Consider the following 20,605-nt stretch of genomic DNA (forward strand, 5'->3'; position numbering starts at 1 on the left):
GCTACATGACGCAGCAGCAGTGTAACGAGCGAAACGCCGCACGTGCTGCCGGGGTTGGGATTGGTGGAGCAGCGCTGTTCGGTGGTTAGGCTACCATCCAGGCGGAAGCCGCGGTGTCGTATGCGTCCAGCGCCACCACATATGAAAGGCCGTCTCGCTTCGCCATACTCCGATTTTCACTTCGAAGAGCAGGATGGAAACGGAGAGCGCGAGCAATTGTGGCAAGAGCGCATCGATCAATGGCGTAGCAGTGACCTTTCGCAATGCGCATCCAGGGCTTTGATAACTGTAAAAAAGGTGGATTCAGTGGTTGCTAGTTTATTGACTCCACGAGAACGAATTCATCGCAAGGAGAACTTGATGAAGGTCTGTTTTGCATTGGTTTTCCTTGTGTTTGGCACGATGCTTGCGCTAGATGGACAGGCGCAGCAGATGCCATTTGATTGGTCGATCTCTGAAGCCGACTCGAAGTACGATGAAGGAACGGGCGAGAGTGATGCGAAGGCATATCTGAGGTTGGGTGATATGGTTATTCTTGCACCGGGAAATCCACCTATTCAGTGGCGAGCCGATATTCGTGACAAGGAGTATCGACGTTTTGGCGTTGAGTGGCGGATCACTGGCGATGTGAGTATGCCGGAGTTTGAGGCGTATCGTAAAGGCTTCAACCGAATTATGGAGATAGCTGTTAAGAAGCGATTTGGAGCAGACTTCTTCGAGAAGAGTGAACGCCGAATTGATGATGCTATTCAAAAGGCGGCTCCAAAGGCGAGGAAACATTGAGCCAATGCAGCCGTGCTGTAGTTGATAGGACGCAATGAAGGACAAGCTGGTCAGTCGCTGCGCGGAAGGCAAAGGCCACGCTTGGTTCGTTCGCGGGCTACGTAGCGCGCGCCTTGCGGCGCTTGGCGCCGCGCTCCGCCATCAGTCAGTGAACTACAGCAAAGGCACAGCCCCTCCGGGGGAAATTGGCCGCTGCGCGGCCAATTGTCACATAACGCGGCATTCTGCAAAATCGCCCCCTTCGCTACGCTGCGCTTCGCTACTTGGGTCGATCGCTCCGGCTTCGCCTACGTGCCCTTCGGGTTTACGGAATAGGCGTTATGTCTCGCGCCCCTGCGCGGCTGCCAAGCCATAGTGTGCGCCTTGAGGGCGCATCAAGCGGTCAGCGTCACGGCGTGCGCGCCTATGGCGCTTACGGCCGCGCGTTGCCTTCAGTCCACTGAACACGTAACATTCCCTTTAGCACGGAGCGCACAAATGCGCACGCCCATTTGCTTGTCCGCCTCCGCCGCCGTCAGTCGATCCACCGCAAAAGCTCGTGGCTATGGCACCGTTGTCAAAAGTGGCGGAGCAGTCGTCTATTTAGCTACCACTGGTCCAGCGGCTGAAAGGCTCCATGCTGACGCCTGGAGGGACGTACCATTTCTTCCTTGCCGCATCCCATCGCGCACCAAGGCGTTTCGCCTCGTCTTTTTCGGCGTACGGTACGTTTAAAATCGTTCCTTTCGATACCTTCGCAGCTGGCGGAGCAGAAGCCTGCACCTCCTTGGCAAACGTTTCCGTGGTCCAGGAGGGGGCGGCGTCACATGGGACTTCAGTACCATCGTTCGATACGCTCACCCAACGATCGCCAGCCTCGCTGCTGATTCGTTTCACGTAAGGGGGATCAAAGGGCACAGTTGGATACATGCTTGAACAGTCGAATATTTGCGTAAAATCTGGCACTCGCTGACACAGCAAACGAAATGCTCTAGTATCGGATCAGCTGGCATTCTACCGAAGTTCACGTTTCACGGGGAATCGTATGAAAGTGGCCTCCGCACGTCCGACTCCGCCGCCGGCCTTTGTGGCGAAAAATACGCTTCCGCAAATTCCCCAGCCAGCGACGGGCAGGCCAATGCAGTTGAAATCCTTGTCGACACCGGCAGGCACTCTGACGACTGTACTGGCTTCGCGGACTGGGGTGATCCAGCGCTCTGAAATGTCGGCAAAAGAGAAGCTTGCAGCGAAAAATGCTGCTGCGAAAGCGCTAAAGGAACAGGCAAAGTTAGAGTCTGGACAGAAGGCCGTGGCGGAAGCCAAGGCCAAACGCCAGGCAAAATATCTCAAGAAGTTGCCTCATCTTGCGGGCGAGGAAGTGAATGGCGAACTCCAAGGCGGGCACTTGATCAGTTCGATGAAAAAGGCGCATCCAAACGGCATTTGGCTCAGCAGGGCTCCCGACCATAACAATCCATGGGCCGCGTATTGGACCGACGATCTCAATCGGGCAAAGTACAAATGGAGCACATTTTTCCCTGGTAGCTGGACTGAGAGCGATGCCCTCGGCCTGGCGACAGGCACCACTGACGCGCCATTTGAGATCTTTGAAGCCGACAACACCATGTACCCGCTCATGGGAAAGCAGGCGGCCCCGCCGCAGCCGGCAAAGACCGCAATGCAAAAAGCATGATCAGACCAGCCGACGACAGCCTAGCCGGACGATAGCGCCGAGAACGCGTCCAGCAGCGCGCGGGCGCGGAAGGGCTTCAGCACGATGCGGTTGATGCCTCGTTCGCGCAACGCTGTCAGCAGAGTCTCGTCGCAGCGCGATGCCAGCACGGCCAGCGGAATGCGCGGGCGGCTTGCGCTTTGGCCCTGGCGCACCAGGTCCAGCAGCGACAGGTCGAAGGCATCGCCTGCATCGATAGAAATCAAAGCGCCGTGAAAGGCGCGTTGGCCCAGCATCTGGCGGGCCAGCGACGTGCTGGCGGCTTCCTGCACTTCGGCCAGACCCATTGAACGCGCGGTGAGCGCCACCGTGCGGCGCAGGACGCTTTCCGGTTCCACCAGCAGCATTTGCTTGAGCTCAGCCACGGCTGGTCTCCAGTTCCTGGATCACCAGGCTACGCAAGGTGGATAGGATGGCCAGCTCCATTTCATCGAGTTTGCGTGGACGCGTGTCGATGATGCACAAGGTGCCCAGCGCGTAGCCATTGGACAGGATCAGCGGCGCACCGGCATAGAAGCGGATGAACGGCGCCCCTGTCACCAACGGGTTGTCGGCGAAGCGCGGGTCCAGCAGGGCGTCTTCCACCACCATGATTTCCGCACGCATGATGGCGTGGCCGCAGAAGGAGATGTCCCGTCCCGTTTCGCAAGTCGTTCCCAGACCGACTGCAGCTTTGAACCACTGCCGGTCGGTATCGAGCAGGGAGATCAAGGCGATCGGAACCTCAAATTCCTGGGCCGCGAATTCAACGATTTTATCGAAGCGTTCTTCGGGCGGCGTGTCGAGCAGCAGCAAGGCATACAAGGCAGCCAGGCGCTCGGCTTCATTCGAAGGAGTAGGGGCAAGGAGCATGGTAAGGCAAATGTAGCACGCTTCAATTTTTGCGCCTATTCTTTTGGATTTCTGGCAAGATTTGACGCAACACAATAAAAATGGGGGAGGCGATGACGAAGTGGCTGAAACGTCTTGCGGTCGCAGTATTGGCGCTGTTGCTGCTCACCGTGCTTGCGCTGTGGTTTTTCCTGCGCGGCAGCCTGGCTCAGCTCGATGGCAAGCGCAATGCGCCGGAGCTGGCAGCGAATGTGACTGTCACCCGGGATGACCTGGGCGTGCCCTCCATATCTGGCAGCGATCGCAACGACGTGGCTTATGCGACCGGCTTTGTGCATGCCCAGGACCGCTTTTTTCAGATGGATCTGCTGCGCCGCATGCCGTCCGGCGAACTTTCCGAGCTGTTTGGCGAGAAGGCGCTGGAGACCGATCGCGTCAACCGCCTGCACCGCTTTCGTGTCCGCGCGACGCTGGCCGTCCAATCGATGCCTGCCGGTGACCGCCAACTGCTGGAACGGTATACGGCGGGCATCAACGATGGTTTGAACGCGCTCGGCAACCGTCCTTTCGAATATGGCCTGGTCGGCGTTGCGCCGCGCCCCTGGGCTTTGGAGGATTCCTACCTGGTGGCGTGGGCGATGTATATTGATCTGCAAGTGACTGGCATTGGCCGCGAGCTGGCGCGCGGCTGGCTGAAAGAACATGCAAACCAGGAGCAGCTCGCCTTCCTCCTGCCCGGGAGCACGCAATGGGATGCGCCACTGGATGCCGCCAGCCCGCCCGCTCCCGACGCGCCAATCCCGGCCCGTGCGCCTGATTGGTGGGGCAAGGGTGTTGCCAAGGAACCGGCCACGCTGGCCGCTGCCGCGTTTGTCGACGGCGTTGGCAGCAATAACGGTGCGGTGGCGGGCAGCCGCAGCCGCGCCGGCGGCGCCATCGTGTCCGACGATATGCACTTGGGGATAAAGCTGCCAAGCACCTGGTACCGCTTGTTGTTGCAGGTGCCGGGCCCGCATGGCAGCACGCGCCGCGTTGTCGGCGTCAGCATCCCGGGTGTGCCGGCCGTAGTCGCGGGCAGCAATGGCGATGTGGCCTGGGGCTTTACCAACAGCTATGGCGACTATATCGACCTGGTGGAGGTCGGCGCGGCCAAGGACCGGCCCGGCCAGGCCAAGCTGCCGGGTGGTTGGGAGACACCGGTCGAGCATGCGGAAACCATCCTGGTAAAAGGCCAGGCGCCGGTCAGCCTGAAGGTGCGCGAGACTTCGCTGGGCCCGATCCTGCAGTCCGGCGGGCGTGAATATGCGGTGCACTGGGTGGCGCATGAACCCGGCGCCGTCAACATGACGCTGCGGCATATGGAGGAGGCGGGCAACGTGGCCGAAGCGCTGGCGCTGGCGCCGAAGATCGGCATGCCGGCGCAGAACCTGGTGGTCGGCGACAGGAGCGGCAATATCGGTTGGACCATCGTCGGCCCCTTGCCGCAGCGTCCCGCGGCGCCGGTCGACGCAAGCTATCCGCTGTCGGCCAATGGCAGTACGCGCGGCTGGCAAGGCTTGCTGCCGGCGGCATCCTATCCTTCCGTACGCAACCCGGCGGCCGGCCAGCTGGTGACAGCCAACAGCCGTCAGTTGCTTGGCGCCGACGCGGCCAAACTCGGCGACGGCGGGTTCGACCTGGGGGCCCGCACCAGCCAGGCGCGCGACGGACTGGCAGCGCTGGGCGAGAAGACCGACGAGCAGGGCGTCTTTAACGTCATGCTGGATGACCGCGCCCTGTTCATCTCGACATGGCGCGACCGGGCCCTGGCCGTACTCGATGCGGAAGCTGTGAAAGGCAAGCCGCGGCGCGCCGAGCTGGCCCGTCTGCTGAAGGACAGCTGGAATGGTCACGCCAGCGTGGATTCGGTGTCTTACCGCGCCAGCCGCGCATTTATGTGGTCGCTGTATGAATTGCTGTATGGCGGCGCCAATATGGAGCTGGCCAAGTTGAACAAGGATGCCACTATGCGCGCCGCATCGAGCCGCTGGCCGGTGGTGCTGGGGCGCCTACTGGACGAACAGCCTGGCGCCTGGCTGCCCCAAGGGTATGCAAGCTGGAAGGCGCTGCAGGTGGCGGCGCTGGACCGCACCATCGAGCATCTGGCGCCGGATGGCAAGCCGCTCGCATCGGCCACCTGGGGCGCGCGCAACACGGCCGCCGTTGCACACCCGATCGCCGGTGCTGTGCCGGCGTTGAGAAAGTGGCTGAGCGTGCCGCCCGATCAACTGCCCGGCGATAGCAATATGCCGCGTGTGGCGGGGCCGGCGTACGGGCAGTCCGAACGCATGGCCGTGTCGCCGGGGCGCGAGGAGCAAGGCTTGTTCAATATGCCGGGCGGCCAAAGCGGCCACCCGCTCTCGCCATTCTTCCTGGCCGGCCATGCCGACTGGGTGGCGGGCAAGCCAATGCCTTTTTTGCCGGGACCAGCAAGGCACACACTGACATTCGTTAAATAGTTTGCATGCACTTGTTTGGGGTGCATAATGGAGTTTCGACTCCGAGCAGGTCCGCTATAGATGAGGCAAGCAATGATGAACGATTTTGCGGCCGCTTCCAAGGCTACCATGCAGTTCTTGCGGCAACGCCTGGGCTTCAAGCTTTGGATGGTCACCCGCACCGACGGGAAAGACTGGATTGTGCTGTTTGCCGACGACCATGGTTATGGCGTCAAGGCAGGCGACGTTTTCAATTGGGCCGAAACATTGTGTTCGCGCATGGTGGAAGGGCAAGGTCCGCACATCGCTCCCGACATCGCGAGCGAACCGGCCTATGCCCAGGCCCCGATTACCGGAAAGATCGCGGCGGGCGCGTATGTCGGCGTGCCGCTGCGGCGGGCCGACGGCACCCTGTTCGGTACCTTGTGCGCCGTCGATCCCGAGCCGCAGCCAGAGCGCATCCGGGAAGACCAGGATATGGTCGTTCTAATGGGCGAGCTGCTTGGCGGCCTGCTGGAAGCCGAATTGGCCAATACCGAGGCGGTGCGCAAGGTGGAACGGCTGGATGTCGACAGTACACGCGATGAACTGACCGGCCTATACAACCGCCGCGGCTGGGAAATGCTCATGTTGCGCGAGGAGGAACGCTGCCGCCGCTACGGCCATCCGGCCTGCGTGGTGTCGATCGACCTGGACGACCTCAAGTTTTACAACGATACCCAGGGCTTCGCTTCCGGCGACGCGTTGTTGATCCGTTGCAGCAAGGCCTTGAAGGAAGTCACGCGCGGCTCCGATGTGGTGGCGCGCATGGGGGGCGACGAGTTTGCCATGCTGATGGTGGAGTGCGACTATTTCGATGCCCAGGCCATGCTGCTGCGCGTGCAGGAAACGCTGGCCGGCTACGATGTGCGGGCCTCGATCGGCATGGCGATGCGCAAACCCGGCATCGACATGGAGGAAGCCCTCGCCATTGCCGATGCCGAGATGTACCGCGCCAAGCGCTCACGCAAGGTGCTGAACTAATCCTTCCTGCGCGGCGGGCTTCGCGCCCGCCGTCTTCCCGACGCCGAGCAGCGGCTGCAGCAGCGGTACGCGGCGTACTATTTCAAACACCCCGAAGCTGATCGCCAGGGTCAGTACGACGATCAGCACGCCTTCCGTGGCCGGCGGCAGGCCGGCGGCGCGCAAGCCCATCGCCAGGCAGACGATCAGGGTCTGGTGCAGGATGTAGACCGGGAACACGGCCTGGGTCAGGTAGCGGCGCTTGGCGCTGTCGAAATTCAGGTGGCGATGACCGAAACCGCATGCGGCGGCGATGCCGCTCCACTGGCACAGGGCGTAGCAGGTGCGGGCCAGCGGCAGCCAGTTGGCGAATTCCTCGCCGACCGCGGAGTAGCAGACGATGGCGGCCCAGCTTGCGAGGAAGAAGCCCAGTGCGGCGAAGCGGGCGTCTTCCAGGCGTTGCCAGAAGTCGCCTTGGCGCGCCATGGCGGCGCCCAGCAGGAAAGCCGGCAGGCTCATGGCGTGGTTATGCCAGTCCGCCGTCAGGTTGTGCGTGTGCGGCCAGTGCGACAGCAGCAGAATGCGGCCCAGTGCTAGAAAGACGACGGGCAGGGCGAACAGCTTCCAGCCTTGCAGCTGGTTCAACAGCCAGTTGCCCGCGGCCTGCATGCGGCGGCTGCCGATGGCGGCCAGGATCAGGGTGTAGACCCAGAGGTAGGGCAGGAACCAGAGATGGTTCCAGGTCGGCAGGTCGAGGCAGCCGTTGTGGTCGCAGAAGCCGTGATAGGCGCGCAGGTACAGTTGCATGAAGTCGATGTAGCTGCCCTGATAAGCCACGTCCGATACCACCTCGAAATAAGACTGGGGCGGAACGATGAAGAACATGCCGAAAATGAGGGGAATGAGCAGGCGTTTGCTACGTTCCTTTGCCAAGCCTTTACCGCCCAGTTTCTCGAGCAGGAAGGCGGCCGCCGCGCCGCCGATCAGGAACAGCAGCGACATGCGCCAGGGCGATGAGAGCATCATGAACGGTTCGATGGCTTCGCTGGGGTGGGGCGTTTTCACATGCCAGTCCCAGCTTACGTAGTACATGCCGGTGTGGTACAGCACCAGGAGGAAGAAGGCGCCAATGCGCAGCCAGTCAAGGAAATACAGGCGTTTGTTTTGCATGATAAATTGGCAATCAGGGTTGGACATGCACCCAGATTAAGGCGACGGACCTTGCCAAGCCAGCAATAGGTGGCGAACGGCAACTGGCCGGGGCGAACGTCAAACCAGCATCCATTTCAACCAGCAGGCGTGCGGAATGCAATATGGCTGTATTGAGTGTTCCTATGGGAGTTTTTGATGGGTATTCCGGCGCCGGCGAAGAATTTTCTCGACTACGAGCCCGTGCTGTGGCGCGTATTGAGCAAGCTTGCGCGCGACGGTTATGTCATCCAGCCGCACGATGCGCGCGACCTGATACATGACTTTTTCCTGGAATGGGCTCCGCTCAATAGCCGCTTTGATGCCGGCAAGGGCGAATTCGGCCCCTATCTTGCCACTTCTTTCTACCGCTTCGGGCGTCGCCGGCAATTGAAATTGCACCGCTTGCGCTCGCGTGCAGTGGATATTGAGGAATGCATCGAGCTGGCGTCGGCAGACCCGTTGCCGCTGGAAAGCGTCGAGATGCAACAGCAAACCGCGCAACTGCACACCGTTCTGGGGCAGATGCCTGCGGCAGAACAGGCCTTGCTGGCCGATTTCCTGTCGGATCAGGCACCTGGCGAGCGTGAACTTGCGGAAAAACACCATCTCACGCGTTATCGATTGCGCGAGCAACTGGCTGCTTCAGTCAGCCGCGTCGCGTTGCAAATGATGGAGGCCGGGCCGAAGTCGGGTGACGCCGATGTCGCTTACCGGATCTGGGTGATGGGCCAATCTCCGCGAACGGTCGCTGCCCAGTTTGGAATTTCAACAGAACAGGTGAACCAGGCCAAGACGCGCTTTGCGCAAGCTTTGCTGAGCTCCATACGGGGTACGGAACAGCCGGTTCGCCAGGGGAAGATCATCATGATGAATCTCGAGATACTCAAGAATGCGCTGACCGCATTCGACAATAGTTCGGCATTGGACTGCCTGCGCGCGCATGCACCCCAAGTTCGGGCTACGCTGGAGCAGCAGGATATCGTGTTGGATGATGCCATCAGCCAGGCCTTGGACCAGCACCCGGAATGGCTGGCGAGCGTGTATGCGGCGCTGGCCGGGCCCGATGCGCTGAAGCCTGGGGCGAGCGACGATCAGCGTGCTATTGCCGAAATCCTTGCCAATGAGGACATTGCCATTGCCGAGGCATGGGCGGCCTTGCTCGATAAACTGGACGGGGCGACCGCGTGGGAGCAGCCCTTGCAGGAGGTGGGTACGCCGGACCCGGCCTTTATTGAGTATTTACGCCAGCAACGTCTGGTGCAGGGATGCGGCCTGGCGGAAGAGCGCCTGCTGCGCTATGGCTTGACACCCGCCATGCTGTTCGAGGCACTGCATCTGATGGAGCTGCTGTTTGACCGCTCCCTGCGCCGGGCCGGCAGCGAGTCCGCGCCGCTGCGCAGCAAGGACGAGGGGATTATCCTGCAGGACGGCCGAAAGACTGCAAGCGTTGGAACCCTTGCGCTGCATCGCCAGCTCGCGGGGACGCTGGACCTGCAGCCAGGGATGGCGGCGCCGCTGGCACGCAGCTTGTCGTGTATGTTGCAGTGGTCGCCGCTCCTGATAGACGGGTATCGCCATGTGGCGCCTGGCCGGTTCACTAAATTGCCGGCGAGCGCCCGGCAACCGGGCTTCCTGCAATCCGAACAGCTCGTTCGAAGGTGGTGCGCCAGCGATTGCGATCTTCCCTAATGCAAGGCGAACTGGCGTGGTGGGGAAAGGGGATTGAAGCCTTGCCTCGACCGGATGTAACTTGTCGCCATCCATTCAAGCCGGCCATCGACGTCGAAGATCCTATGCACGAACAAGGAATTCGGATTCGGCTTGATACGGCCGGGGTCGCGCAATTTCAGGCGCCATTTGAAGGGTACCGTATCCAATTGGGTCGTGGTGCCGGCCCCGAACTCCCAGCATTCGTGCACGCCGGAATAATGGCGTCGCGCGCTGGAAAGATGGGTGTGGCCGCACAAAATGACGGATACGTCCTGCCGCTGGATGAAGGCGTCCAGGTCCTGTTTGGCCTTGCCGGCCATGCCGAGCTCGAAGCCTGGCCAGGTGCGGGAATGGTGGATGAGTAGCGTGCGCACTTCGCGTTCGGGGCGGGGTTCGAGTTGCGTATCCAGTTTTTTCAGCTGCGAGGAAAAATTTCCCCTTGCATAGATCCGCTGGATCGAGTTCGGCAAGACGTCCGCGTCGGAGTCGATTTCAATCAGCCTGAGCGTGCGGCCGTGGGACCCCAGTGGAAAGCAGGTCATGTGCGGGAGCTCTTCGATGAAGCGGCTGTAGTAGCTGGATGGCGTTGCGCCGACCGGGCCCGCGTTGCCCGCCCAGTGGTCGTGATTGCCAGGGATCGTGAGGAGCCTGCCTGCCGCGCAGAGTCCGACCGTATCGCCCGATGCGGGATCGAGGTCGATCTGCCGTTCAAGAAAGCGCTGGGCCAGCGCGAGCTCCTGCCAATCGCCAAAACGGCTCACATCGCCCGAGACTAAAATATGGAACTTCTCGTCGCGATCGCGCAAGTCGTCCACGAATTTGGCCAGGTGCTGCAACGCCAGGCCGCGGTGGCCGAGCAATCCGTCGAACACGGGGAAATTATCCAGTCCAAATTGCACGCCTGGGCTGATGTTCGCGTCGCCCGTATCGGGATCGATACTTCCGATATGCAAATCGGAAATATGCACGAATGTGGCAAGCAGTTTTTGTTTTTGCATGGTGACCTCCCGGGTTAGTCCGCTTTGGACAGACGGGCAAGGAGAAAGTTCAAAGCTTTTGGCGATAATGGAAGCCGTGCGGCTTCAACATCGACGGACAGTCCTGGCCGTTGCGTCAAGCCTGAGCTTCACAAAGGCAGGGTAAGCCGGTGCGAGCGGTGATCGCAGCTATCGGGACTGGCGATGCGCGAGGGCTTCGAGAATGGCGGTCTTGAAATTGCGGCCAAGCGGGACGATGGCGCCACCACGAAGCAGCAATTGGCCGTCGTGATCGATCTTGTCGACCAGGGACAGGCGGACGGCGGCACGCCGGTGGCAGCGCACGAACTCTCCACCCAGGCTCTCCAGCAGGTCGGTCAGGGTTTGCCGCAGCAAGGGCGCGCCTTGTGCTGTGTGCAGCATGACGTAGTTATCGGCGGTCTCGAGCCATTGGATCTCGGCGACTGGTACCACACGGGTTCCGCCCCGTTCGCTGATTAGTAGTTGCTGCAGTGGCAGTCCAGGAACAACAGCCGGGCGGTCAGCCTGTACGGAGCGTGCCGCCAGCCGCTCGCGCAGGCGCTGCAAGGCGCGCTGCAGGCGCGTTGCGTCAAAGGGTTTCAGCAGGTAGTCGATCGCATTGGCGTCGAAGGCTGGCACTGCGTATTCGTCGAAGGCGGTGGCGAACACGACCAGGGGCGCGGGCTGGGGCAGGGAGGCTGCGACCTCGAGGCCGCTTACCTCCGGCATCTGCACGTCGAGGAAGACGGCGTCCGGCATAAAGCTGGCGACTTTCTCCAGCGCTTCCACGCCGTCGCGCGCTTCCTCAATGGCGCTTACGCCGGATTCCTGCAGCAGCATGCGGCGCAGTTTGTCGCGCGCAGGGCGCTCGTCGTCCACGATCAGGATACGCATGGCAGCCTCATTTCAGCCCGTACACCGGCCGGTTCTGTTTGCGACAACGCCAGACTGGCGGCGTCGCCGTGCAGCGCTTGCAGCCGCTCGCGCAAATTGCGCACGCCGATTCCGCTCGCTGGCTTGTCGGCAGCGTCCGGCGTGAGGCGGCCCGCGTCGTCGGCCACGGCGAGGAGCAGCTTGTCGCCATCGCGCCGCGCACTGATGGCGATCCTGGTTACCCCTCGCCGCCTTTCGACAGTGTGTTTGAACACGTTCTCGAGCAAGGGCTGCATGCTCATCACCGGGACCAGGCATTCGCCGCATGAGGCGTCGATGTCCCAGTCGATCTGCACGCGGTCCACAAACCGCTCCTCCATCAGCCTTGCATAGCCGCGCAATAAGCGAAGCTCGGTGGACAGCGGCGCCTGCTGCTGCCCGCTGACGTCCAGCGTGGCACGCAGTACGTCGGCCAGTTGAACCAGGGTTGCGTCCGCCCGCTCCACATCCGAATGCATGAGGGAAGAAATCGTGTTCAGGGCATTGAACAGGAAGTGCGGCTGCATCTGCTGCGTCAATTGATGCAGCTGCGCCGTGCGCAACTGTGCATTGGCCTGCTCCGCCGCGCGGAAGGACAGTACGCCGAAAATGATCAGCGTGAAGATCACCACGAAGATGGAGATCTTGATGTTTTCGTACAGGAGGGTTTCGCCCCAAGGCTCATGCCGGTATTCCAGCCCGAGCGCGGCATAGACCGCATGCCGGATGCCGAAGGCCAGCGGCGTGAACAGGATCCACCAGACCGGCAGCCATTGCGCTTGCTGCAGGAACCAGCGGGCCGGCGTGGCGATCAGCCCATCGTGGCGGCGCGAACCCAGGCGCTGCATGGCCAGCAGCAGCGTCGCCACCGCCATGGACGACGACTCCCACAGGATGGGCTGCCATAAAGGCCCATGATCGTCGTGGCGCAGGAAGTCCTGCACCGCGGTGGCCACCATCATGGCCCAGAACAGCAGCCATGCGGCCAGGAGCGACAGCGTGGCGCGCTTGTTCATTTTTTCTGGTGACGTGCTTCGACGAGGTCGATCTCGCGCACCAGCTTGCGCGCCGTTTCGTCGGAAATGTGGTGGTGGCGCGCCAGTTCGAAGATGGCCTGGCGCTCCGCTTCCATGGCCGCCAGGCGCAGTTCGCGCTCGGCGCGGTCAAGTTTGCGGAAATGTTCCTTGCTCTGGTCTTCCGATGACCAGGCCACGTTCAGCCGGTACTCATACAGTGCGATCACGCGCGCCGCGGCCTGCGGCAGCACGTCCGGGTGATGGTTGTCGGCCAGTGCCAGTTCAGCGCGCTCGATGGCTGCAATCGCGGCCGAAGCGGCCTGGCGGCGCGCCATGTCTTCCTGTTGGCGCTCGGCCGGCTCCTCCAGGAATTTCATGCCGCCCAGCAGGCGCGGCAGCCCGATGCTGGCCGCCAGCAGGGAAATAAGGATGACCGAGCTGGCCAGCAGGATGGTCAGGTCGCGCGCCGGGAATGGCTCGCCATTCGGTAGGGCCAGCGGCAAGGTCAACACACCGGCCAGGGTAATGGCGCCGCGCGCGCCGGCCAGCGCCGTTGCCAGCAGCAGGCGCCAGTGCGGCCTGCCGCCCTGGGCGGCGCTGCTGCGGCGGCTGCGGCGGTAAAGCGTCACCCGCAGGGTGGCCCAAACCCAGACGAAACGCAGGGCAATCAGGCCGAAGCTGATGGCGAAGGCATACAGCACCAGCCACCATGCATTGATATGGCCGCTCTGTTCCAGCGATTCGCTGGCGCCGCGCAGGATATCGGGCAACTGCTCGCCGAGCAGCACGAACATGATGCCATTCAGCGCGAATTGCACCGTGTCCCACACGGCGGTGCGCTGGATGCGGGTCGCCGCCAGCGACTGGCCGCTCAGTTCCACATAGCTCATGGTGATACCTGCCGCCACGGCGGCCAGGATGCCCGAGGCATGCATGCGTTCCGCCACCAAGTAGGCGCCGAAGGGAATCAGCAGGCTGACCAGGATGGGCGAGCCGGAAGGTTCGCCATAGCGCCTGGTCAAGGGCCCTTGCAGCCAGGCGATGGCGGCCGTGATCGCAACGCCGGCGGCGATGCCGGCGGCGGCCAGCCAGACAAAGGTCAGCGACGCCTCAGTCAGCGAAAAGGTGCCGGTCAACGCCGCCGCCACGGCAAAGCGGAAGCACACCAGGCCGCTGGCGTCGTTCAGCAGGGCTTCGCCTTCCAGGATATGCATCAGCCGCTTGGGAATCGGCGCGCGCGAAGCGATCGAGCCGACGGCAATCGGGTCGGTCGGCGAAAGAATGGCCGCCAGCGCGAACGCCACCGGCAGCGGCATGGCGGGAATCAGCCAGTGAATCAGGTAGCCGGCGCCCAGCACGGTAAAGATTACCAGGCCCAGGGCCAGTTCCAGGATTACCACGCGGTCGCGGAACAGGCCCGTGTTCGGGATGCGCCAGCCATCCAGGAACAGCAGTGGCGGGATGAACAGCAGGAAGAACAATTCCGGGTCGAGCTGGATGCCGTGGCCGGACCACGCGGCAATGCCGGCGCCAAGCCCGATCTGCACCAGGGGGAGGGGAATGCTGGCGCTCAGCATCCGCTTCAGGTACGCGCTGGCGATCACGGCCAGCAGCATTGCTAAAACTATCTCAATAGAATCCATGCGCGCATTATAGGGGGATGCCATTCGAAAAAGAACTTGTCACTTCTAACAGTGGCTGTCATAATAGCGCCTCCTCTGCGGGAATAGCTCAGTTGGTAGAGCGCAACCTTGCCAAGGTTGAGGTCGAGAGTTCGAGACTCTTTTCCCGCTCCAGAATTCTTAAAAGGACGCCAATGTGCGTCCTTTTTTTGTTGTTTCTGCCCCTCATCGTTCGCGGCACTGAAAAAAAGGCCGGTATACTGCCCAAACATTCCATATCAAAGGGAATGCTTCTCAAAGCAGACTGGAGCGATCGATGAATTCGGTTCAACAAGAAGTTGACGAGCGCAGTAATCTCACAAACTCCAACAAATTCGAGCTGCTGCTATTCCGCCTGGGCGTCGACGACACCAGCGGAAATTCCGAGCTGTACGGCATCAACGTCTTCAAGATCCGCGAGATTGTTGCGATGCCGACCGTGACCGCCGTCGCCGGCTCGGAGCCGCATATGCTGGGCGTGGTCAACCTGCGTGGCCAGATCATTCCTGTCATGGACCTGCCGGGCATCGTCGGCGTCAAGCCGAAGACCGGCCTGAATATCATGCTGGTCACGGAATTTGCCCGCACCACCCAGGCCTTTGCGGTGGAATCTGTGGATGAAATCGTGCGCCTCGACTGGAGCCAGGTGCTGAGCGCGGAAGGCAGCCACGGCGGCGGCATGGTGACCTCCATCGCCCGCGTCGACGGCGACGTGCAGAACACCCGCCTGGCGCAGGTGCTGGACGTGGAAACCATCCTGCGCAACCTGAGCCCAAGCGATGGCAAGGAAATCGATGAGACCGCGGTCGGGCGCCTGCCGCTGAAAGCCGGCACCTTCATCCTGGCCGCGGACGATTCCGTGGTGGCGCGCAACCTGATCGAACGCGGCCTGGAGGCCATGCACGCGCCATTCGTGATGATGAAGACCGGTAAGGAGGCGTGGGATAAGCTGAACCACATTGCCGAAGGCTGCAAGGCCGAAGGCATTCCGGTGGAGGACCGCGTGGCCCTGGTGCTGACCGACCTGGAAATGCCGGAGATGGATGGCTTTACGCTGACCCGCCTGGTGAAGCAGGATGCCCGCTTCTCCAAGATCCCGGTGGTGATCCACTCTTCGCTGTCGGGCAAGACCAACGAAGACCACGTGAAAGGCGTCGGCGCCGACGCTTACGTGGCCAAGTTCGTCGCGGAAGAACTGGCGGAAACCATCCGCAAAGTCCTTATGAAGTAATTGCCTTCAACTGCCGGCTGTGCAACTTCACATGGTCGGCAATGAAGCTCGAAATAAAGTAGTAGCCATGATCGTAGCCCGCATGCCGGCGCAGCTCCAAAGGCTGGCCGGCGGCGCGGCAAGCGTCCTCGAACACTCCCGGATATAACTGCTCCTCCAGGAACTTGTCGGCCAGGCCCTGGTCGATCAGGATGCCATTGGGGAAGGGCGCTTCGTCCTGCATGGACATCAGCGCGCTGGCATCGTGCCGCAGCCAGGTCTGCTTGTCCGCTCCCAGATATCCCGCGAAAGCTTTCTGACCCCATGGGCAGCGCGCCGGCGACGCAATCGGCGCGAAGGCCGAGACGCTGCGGAACAGGTCCGGCCGGCGCAAGGCCAGCGTCAGCGCGCCATGTCCGCCCATCGAATGGCCGAAGATGCCGACGCGGTGTGCATCGACCGGCAATTCATCGATCGCCAGCTTGCGCAGTTCGTGGATATAGCTCTCCATGCGGTAGTGCTGCGACCACGGCGCTTGCGTGGCATCGAGGTAGAAGCTCGCGCCTTCGCCGAAGTCCCAGCTCGCCGCTTCGCCTTCAATGCCGGTGCCGCGCGGGCTGGTGTCGGGCGCGATGAGGATGATGCCTTCCTGCGCCGCGTGCTGCTGCGCGCCGGCCTTGATGGCAAAGGTCTCCTCCGTGCAGGTCAGGCCCGCGAGGTAGAACAATGCGGGCACTGGTCCGGCCGCAGCTTGCGGCGGAATGAAGATGGAAAAGCGCATTGGCAAGCCAATCGCTTCCGACTCATGGCGGTAGAAGCGTTGCACTCCACCATGGCAAACGTGTTCGCTGATCATGTCCATGCATGGCATTGTAGCGGAGTTGAGTGCGACACGTTTTTCATCAATGCAATATAGTGAGGGTCGGAGGTAAGTCTATGACCGATATGTTAGTCATCTCTGACGAACTCGCGTGGCCTTGCGCCATGCTGCTTGCATGGCTCGCAGGTGAGTTCGTTCATCGTTGGACCAATCTGCCGCGCATCAGTGTGTACGGCGTAGTGGGCTTCCTGCTAGCGCAGGCTGTGCCCGATCTTCTCGTGCCGGATGGCAGCAGCCAGGTAACGCTGCTCGCCAATATCGCTTTCGGCCTCATCCTGTTTGAATTTGGTTACCGCATCAACCTGCGCTGGCTGCGCGTCAATCCCTGGATTGCGGTCAGCGGCCTCGCGGAATCCGCGCTGACTTTCGGCGCCGTGTATTTGATCGCGCACTGGCAAGGCATGCCGCCGTTGACGGCTTTGCTGCTCGCTTCATTGGCCATGTCCACATCGCCTGCCGGCGTGCTGCGCGTGATCAATGAGGAACGCAGCTCGGGCCAGGTCACGGAGCGCTTGCTGCACCTGGTGGCGATGAACTGCGTGCTGGCGCTGTTCGTGTTCAAAGTGGTGGTCGGCTTCTGGGTATTCCAGACGTCCGGCAGCCTGACGCAAGCGGTGTCCCACAGCCTGATCGAGTTGCTCGCTTCGGCCGTGCTGGGTGCGGTGGCGGGCATGCTGGTGCCGGCGTTGCTACGCAGCCTGGGAACGCTGGCGCGCGATGGCAGTGTGGCCTTTGCCATGGTGGTGGTGCTGCTGGTGTCGATCACGCAGGCAGCCGATTTGTCGCCGGTGCTCGCCACGCTGACGTTCGGCCTGATGGCGCGCCATCGCCGCGTCACGTTCACCCGTACCCAGCGCAATTTCGGCGCCATGGGCGAGTTGTTGACGGTGCTGCTGTTCGTGTTTGCCGTGTCCACCCTGGACTGGCAGCGCGTGGTGTTCGGCGCTTCGCTCGGCCTGCTGCTGGTGGTGGTGCGCTTTGCCACCAAGATCATTGCGGTGGCGGTGTTCTCGCATGTTGCGGGCATCTCGTGGCGCAAGGGAGCCTTGATCGGTCTGGCGTTGTCGCCGATGTCGGTGTTCGCCATCCTGCTGCTGGAACAGACGCGCTATATGGGTATTGTGCTGGTTGATGAATTGGCCGCACTGGCCGCCATGACGCTGTTCATGGAAGTGCTGGGACCTGTCATCACGCAGCGCGCGCTGATTTATGCGCGCGAAACGGCGAAAGAGGAGGGCTGATATGCCGTTGGAAGAATTCAAATCGTCGCAGCCATTGACCATGGGTGTGGAGCTGGAGCTGCAGCTGGTCAGCCTGTCGGACTTCGACCTGACCGCGTCGAGCCCGGACTTGCTGCACCTGCTGGCGCGCAAGCCGTTCCCCGGCCATGTCACGCCGGAGATCACTGAAAGCATGATCGAGATCAACAGCGACGTGCACACGAGGCACGGCGAGCTGCTGGCCCAGCTGCGCGAAACGCGCGACACGCTGGTGCGCGCAGCCGATACGCTGAACATCGGCATCTGCGGCGGTGGCACGCACCCATTCCAGCGCTGGTCGGAGCGCAAGATCTTTTCAAAGCCTCGCTTCAAGGAAGTGTCGGCGCTGTACGGCTATCTGGCCAAGCAGTTCACCATCTTCGGCCAGCACGTGCACATCGGCTGCAGCAGCGGCGACGATGCGCTCTACCTGCTGCATTCCCTGAGCCGCTATGTGCCGCACTTCATCGCCCTGTCGGCTTCGTCGCCTTATGTTCAGGGTAACGATACCCTGTTCAATTCGGCGCGCCTGAACAGCGTGTTCGCCTTCCCCATGAGCGGCCGCGCGCCGTTCATCCTGAAATGGGATGAATTCGAGCACAGCTTCTTCTCCAAGATGGAGCATACGGGCGTGATCAAGTCGATGAAGGACTTCTATTGGGACATCCGCCCCAAGCCCGAATATGGCACCATCGAGCTGCGCGTGTGCGACACGCCGCTGACGGTGGAACGGGCCGCTGCCCTGGCCTGCTATCTGCAGGCCTTATGTTCCTACCTGCTGGAGCGCAAGGAGGATCCGCCGGCCGAAGACGACTACCTGGTTTACAATTACAACCGCTTCCAGGCCTGCCGTTTCGGATTGGATGGCACGGTAGTGCACCCAAAGACATACGAAAGCCTGTCCCTGCGCGAAGATATCCTCACCACGCTGCGCCGCATGGACCTGCACGCGGAAGGTCTCGGCGGCAGTGCGGCACTGAACCACCTGATGCAGGTGACGCACATGGGCAGCGATGCCCACTACCTGCGCGCGGAGTTTGATGCATCGGGCAGTGTGGAGGGCGTCGTCGATGCTGCGATTGCTCGTTTCAGAGGAAGTTAATGAAGGCAGTTTTCATTGTCGCTAGCTTGATGGCGGCCGAACTCGCAGGTAACGCCGCGGCATGCACGTGTGCCGCGCCAACATTGGCGGAAGAGGTGGCAGAGTCGAAGTACGTCTATGTCGGCACAGTCATGCGTGTGCGCCTCATCAAGGGAAGCGAATCGCCGCATACCGAGTCGACCATCCTGGTACATCGCATCGCGAAGGGGGAAATGCCGACAAGTGAACGTGTCGTGACAACGCCTAGGAATATGTGCAGCACTCCGCTGTTAGTAGGGAGAACATACTCCATTTTTGAGGATGAAAATGGAAACGTGGATGCCTATTGCGGCAGAACGTCGCCCCTACATCGTGCGAACGAGGATGAATTCATTCGGAAGGTGAAAGAGGCAAGCGATGAAAAGTAAGCAGTTGGTCGCTGGCTTTCTGTGCCTGATTGCGGTCGTAGCTCACTCCGCACCACTAGCGCCGCCTCACTCTCCACCACAAAAAAGATATAGCGCCATCTTGCAGGAGGCGAAGGTGGTGCCGTCTCCGATTTGGGAACACGGCATTGAGTTTGAGGTCGTCGTGGAAGTGGCACCCAGCGGCGAACACAAGACGCTTCGATTATCCGGTGACGACGGCATGCGGATAGCGCTGTATCCAGGGGATTACTACAGCGTGAGCGAATATCGCGGTGGGAGCGCCAGCCTGGATTATTTGAGCTTTGCTGAACGGGAGGCATTCTCTAAGCCAACGAAAAAGAAGGCGAAACGATGAGGAATCGCCTGCGCTTGCGTTGATATCGCCTGTTTTCCGCCCGCTGTTCCAGGCAATGGACGGTCATAAGACCGCTGTATAATCAGGCACGTCCTTTAATTCGAATAGCTCATGAGCGATAACAGTTTCCTGGGAATTTACACCTTCGAAGGCGTTTTTGAAGGGAAGCCGGTCTACGAGTACGCACATCCGCAGGAGCATGCGCTGCATAAGTGCATGCTGTTCCTGTTGCAGGAGGGGGCGGAGGCCTTGTGGGATTCTGCAATTATCGAATGCAGCAAGTTCGGGTTCGAAGAAGTGGCGATGGATGCATTCAGCATTTTGCAGACTGAAATGCTGGAACAGGCGCCGTTCAAGGACCTTCACGCACATATTGAAGAATCGCTTTCCCTGGGCAGTTCGTTGGTCTATTACGCCAAACCATAATTCATGCAAGTCGCTGATTCATTCCAGCGGCAAGGCTTCGCAATCCTGGACGGCTTGCTCGATGCCGTCGAATGCCGGCAGTTGATTGAGCAGCTTCCTTCGGCCAACGGCCCCGGATCGCGCACTTTGCTTGGGCAACCGTGGTGCGCCAGCCTTGCCAACCGTCTTCTGTGTTCCGATGCATTGGTTGGTATTCTGCCGGCCGGTCACATCGCCGTGCAATGCACTTTCTTCGAGAAGTCTGAAACCATCAATTGGCTGGTGCCGGTGCACCAGGACCTGAGCATACCGGTACGCGAACGTAGTGATGCGCCGGGTTTGCGCGGATGGTCGCGGAAAGAGGATGGCTGGTACGTCCAGCCTCCCTTGGAAGTATTGGAGCAGTTGGTCGCCGTTCGCGTCCATCTCGACGAGTGCGGAGCCGATGATGGTCCCCTCTACGTGGTGCCGGGTTCGCACGCCCAAGGCGTCATTGGCGCTGGCGAGGCAGCGGAAATGAGGGGCGGCGAACAGGCTTGCCTTGCGGAGGCTGGCGATGCTTTGGTCATGCGGCCGTTGTTGCTGCATCGTTCGTCCAAATCGACTGGCGCCAGCAGGCGCAGGGTGCTGCATTTCCTTTTTGGTCCAGCTAGCATGCCGCTAGGTATAGAATGGCGAGAGTAAGGAGGAGTGCG

21 protein-coding genes and 1 tRNA gene are annotated in these 20,605 nt (G+C 61.2%); 13 read left to right on the top strand and 9 right to left on the bottom strand.

The window, feature by feature from the left end; translation table 11 throughout:
- The first annotated feature begins 141 nt into the window (after window positions 1–141).
- Window positions 142–783 (top strand): hypothetical protein, encoded by a 642-nt coding sequence (locus tag H597_RS0104315; RefSeq protein ID WP_154667948.1) that lies wholly within the window; start codon window positions 142–144, stop codon window positions 781–783.
- Between the two features lie 582 nt (window positions 784–1,365).
- Here H597_RS0104315 and H597_RS35810 read toward each other — a convergent pair.
- Window positions 1,366–1,692 carry a DUF5710 domain-containing protein gene (locus H597_RS35810; protein WP_229632085.1) on the bottom strand — a complete coding sequence of 109 codons (327 nt, stop codon included), beginning with the start codon at window positions 1,690–1,692 and terminating at the stop codon, window positions 1,366–1,368.
- 115 nt (window positions 1,693–1,807) lie between these two features.
- Here H597_RS35810 and H597_RS0104320 point away from each other — a divergent pair, with 115 nt between their 5' ends.
- Window positions 1,808–2,455 carry a hypothetical protein gene (locus H597_RS0104320; RefSeq protein ID WP_154667950.1) on the top strand — a complete coding sequence of 216 codons (648 nt, stop codon included), beginning with the start codon at window positions 1,808–1,810 and terminating at the stop codon, window positions 2,453–2,455.
- A gap of 20 nt (window positions 2,456–2,475) precedes the next feature.
- Here H597_RS0104320 and H597_RS0104325 read toward each other — a convergent pair whose 3' ends face one another.
- Together H597_RS0104325 and H597_RS29700 are read right to left on the bottom strand one after the other, a co-directional pair.
- Window positions 2,476–2,859, bottom strand: a complete 384-nt coding sequence (locus H597_RS0104325; protein ID WP_028101048.1) for a response regulator — start codon at window positions 2,857–2,859, stop codon at window positions 2,476–2,478.
- The gene (locus H597_RS29700; protein ID WP_051293528.1) at window positions 2,852–3,346 is read right to left on the bottom strand and encodes a GAF domain-containing protein; all 495 of its coding nucleotides are present in this window, start codon (window positions 3,344–3,346) and stop codon (window positions 2,852–2,854) included. The genes H597_RS0104325 and H597_RS29700 overlap by 8 nt, the downstream gene beginning before the upstream one ends.
- 92 nt (window positions 3,347–3,438) lie before the next feature.
- Here H597_RS29700 and H597_RS0104335 point away from each other — a divergent pair, with 92 nt between their 5' ends.
- Both H597_RS0104335 and H597_RS0104340 read left to right on the top strand, forming a co-directional pair.
- Entirely contained in the window at window positions 3,439–5,823 is a 2,385-nt protein-coding gene (locus H597_RS0104335; RefSeq protein ID WP_028101049.1) for a penicillin acylase family protein, read from the top strand.
- A gap of 72 nt (window positions 5,824–5,895) precedes the next feature.
- On the top strand, window positions 5,896–6,825 hold the full coding sequence (locus H597_RS0104340) for a sensor domain-containing diguanylate cyclase (protein ID WP_051293529.1): 930 nt from the start codon (window positions 5,896–5,898) through the stop codon (window positions 6,823–6,825).
- Here the strand turns inward: H597_RS0104340 and H597_RS0104345 are convergent.
- Window positions 6,805–7,974, bottom strand: coding sequence for an acyltransferase family protein (locus tag H597_RS0104345; RefSeq protein WP_035373208.1), 1,170 nt, complete (start codon window positions 7,972–7,974; stop codon window positions 6,805–6,807). The genes H597_RS0104340 and H597_RS0104345 overlap by 21 nt on opposite strands.
- 177 nt (window positions 7,975–8,151) lie before the next feature.
- Here H597_RS0104345 and H597_RS0104350 point away from each other — a divergent pair, with 177 nt between their 5' ends.
- A complete protein-coding gene (locus tag H597_RS0104350) occupies window positions 8,152–9,684 on the top strand; it encodes an RNA polymerase sigma factor (protein ID WP_154667952.1) in 1,533 nt (510 codons plus the stop codon).
- On the opposite strand, the gene H597_RS0104355 is transcribed toward H597_RS0104350, so the two are convergent.
- The 4 genes from H597_RS0104355 to H597_RS0104370 all read right to left on the bottom strand — a co-directional run bounded on the left by H597_RS0104355 (window position 9,681) and on the right by H597_RS0104370 (window position 14,274).
- Window positions 9,681–10,703 carry a metallophosphoesterase family protein gene (locus tag H597_RS0104355; RefSeq protein WP_028101053.1) on the bottom strand — a complete coding sequence of 341 codons (1,023 nt, stop codon included), beginning with the start codon at window positions 10,701–10,703 and terminating at the stop codon, window positions 9,681–9,683. The two genes, H597_RS0104350 and H597_RS0104355, sit on opposite strands and share 4 nt — an antisense overlap.
- 168 nt (window positions 10,704–10,871) lie before the next feature.
- Entirely contained in the window at window positions 10,872–11,597 is a 726-nt protein-coding gene (locus H597_RS0104360) for a LytR/AlgR family response regulator transcription factor (protein WP_028101054.1), read from the bottom strand.
- A complete protein-coding gene (locus H597_RS0104365; protein WP_028101055.1) occupies window positions 11,585–12,631 on the bottom strand; it encodes a sensor histidine kinase in 1,047 nt (348 codons plus the stop codon). Before H597_RS0104365 ends, H597_RS0104360 begins: the two co-directional genes overlap by 13 nt.
- Window positions 12,628–14,274, bottom strand: coding sequence for a Na+/H+ antiporter (locus tag H597_RS0104370; protein ID WP_028101056.1), 1,647 nt, complete (start codon window positions 14,272–14,274; stop codon window positions 12,628–12,630). The genes H597_RS0104365 and H597_RS0104370 overlap by 4 nt, the downstream gene beginning before the upstream one ends.
- A 77-nt stretch (window positions 14,275–14,351) precedes the next feature.
- Between H597_RS0104370 and H597_RS0104375 the strand changes: the two genes are divergently transcribed.
- Together H597_RS0104375 and H597_RS0104380 are read left to right on the top strand one after the other, a co-directional pair.
- Window positions 14,352–14,427: transfer RNA gene (locus tag H597_RS0104375), tRNA-Gly, on the top strand.
- Window positions 14,428–14,569: 142 nt separating this feature from the next.
- On the top strand, window positions 14,570–15,523 hold the full coding sequence (locus H597_RS0104380) for a chemotaxis protein (RefSeq protein WP_028101057.1): 954 nt from the start codon (window positions 14,570–14,572) through the stop codon (window positions 15,521–15,523).
- Here the strand turns inward: H597_RS0104380 and fghA are convergent.
- Window positions 15,513–16,364 carry an S-formylglutathione hydrolase gene (gene fghA / locus H597_RS0104385; RefSeq protein ID WP_028101058.1) on the bottom strand — a complete coding sequence of 284 codons (852 nt, stop codon included), beginning with the start codon at window positions 16,362–16,364 and terminating at the stop codon, window positions 15,513–15,515. The genes H597_RS0104380 and fghA overlap by 11 nt on opposite strands.
- Window positions 16,365–16,438: 74 nt before the next feature.
- Here fghA and H597_RS0104390 point away from each other — a divergent pair, with 74 nt between their 5' ends.
- The 6 genes from H597_RS0104390 to H597_RS33800 all read left to right on the top strand — a co-directional run bounded on the left by H597_RS0104390 (window position 16,439) and on the right by H597_RS33800 (window position 20,594).
- Window positions 16,439–17,623, top strand: coding sequence for a cation:proton antiporter (locus H597_RS0104390; protein ID WP_028101059.1), 1,185 nt, complete (start codon window positions 16,439–16,441; stop codon window positions 17,621–17,623).
- A 1-nt stretch (window position 17,624) separates the two neighbouring features.
- The gene (locus H597_RS0104395; protein WP_028101060.1) at window positions 17,625–18,743 is read left to right on the top strand and encodes a YbdK family carboxylate-amine ligase; all 1,119 of its coding nucleotides are present in this window, start codon (window positions 17,625–17,627) and stop codon (window positions 18,741–18,743) included.
- Window positions 18,743–19,150, top strand: coding sequence for a hypothetical protein (locus H597_RS0104400; RefSeq protein WP_028101061.1), 408 nt, complete (start codon window positions 18,743–18,745; stop codon window positions 19,148–19,150). Before H597_RS0104395 ends, H597_RS0104400 begins: the two co-directional genes overlap by 1 nt.
- Window positions 19,140–19,505 (top strand): hypothetical protein, encoded by a 366-nt coding sequence (locus H597_RS0104405; protein ID WP_028101062.1) that lies wholly within the window; start codon window positions 19,140–19,142, stop codon window positions 19,503–19,505. Before H597_RS0104400 ends, H597_RS0104405 begins: the two co-directional genes overlap by 11 nt.
- A 111-nt stretch (window positions 19,506–19,616) precedes the next feature.
- Window positions 19,617–19,931: a hypothetical protein gene (locus H597_RS0104410; protein ID WP_028101063.1), complete on the top strand. Its 315-nt coding sequence runs from the start codon at window positions 19,617–19,619 to the stop codon at window positions 19,929–19,931.
- 3 nt (window positions 19,932–19,934) lie between these two features.
- On the top strand, window positions 19,935–20,594 hold the full coding sequence (locus tag H597_RS33800) for a phytanoyl-CoA dioxygenase family protein (protein ID WP_083940943.1): 660 nt from the start codon (window positions 19,935–19,937) through the stop codon (window positions 20,592–20,594).
- Window positions 20,595–20,605 lie beyond the last annotated feature (11 nt).

The organism is Pseudoduganella violaceinigra DSM 15887 (genome assembly GCF_000425385.1).
Classification (GTDB): domain Bacteria; phylum Pseudomonadota; class Gammaproteobacteria; order Burkholderiales; family Burkholderiaceae_D; genus Rugamonas; species Rugamonas violaceinigra.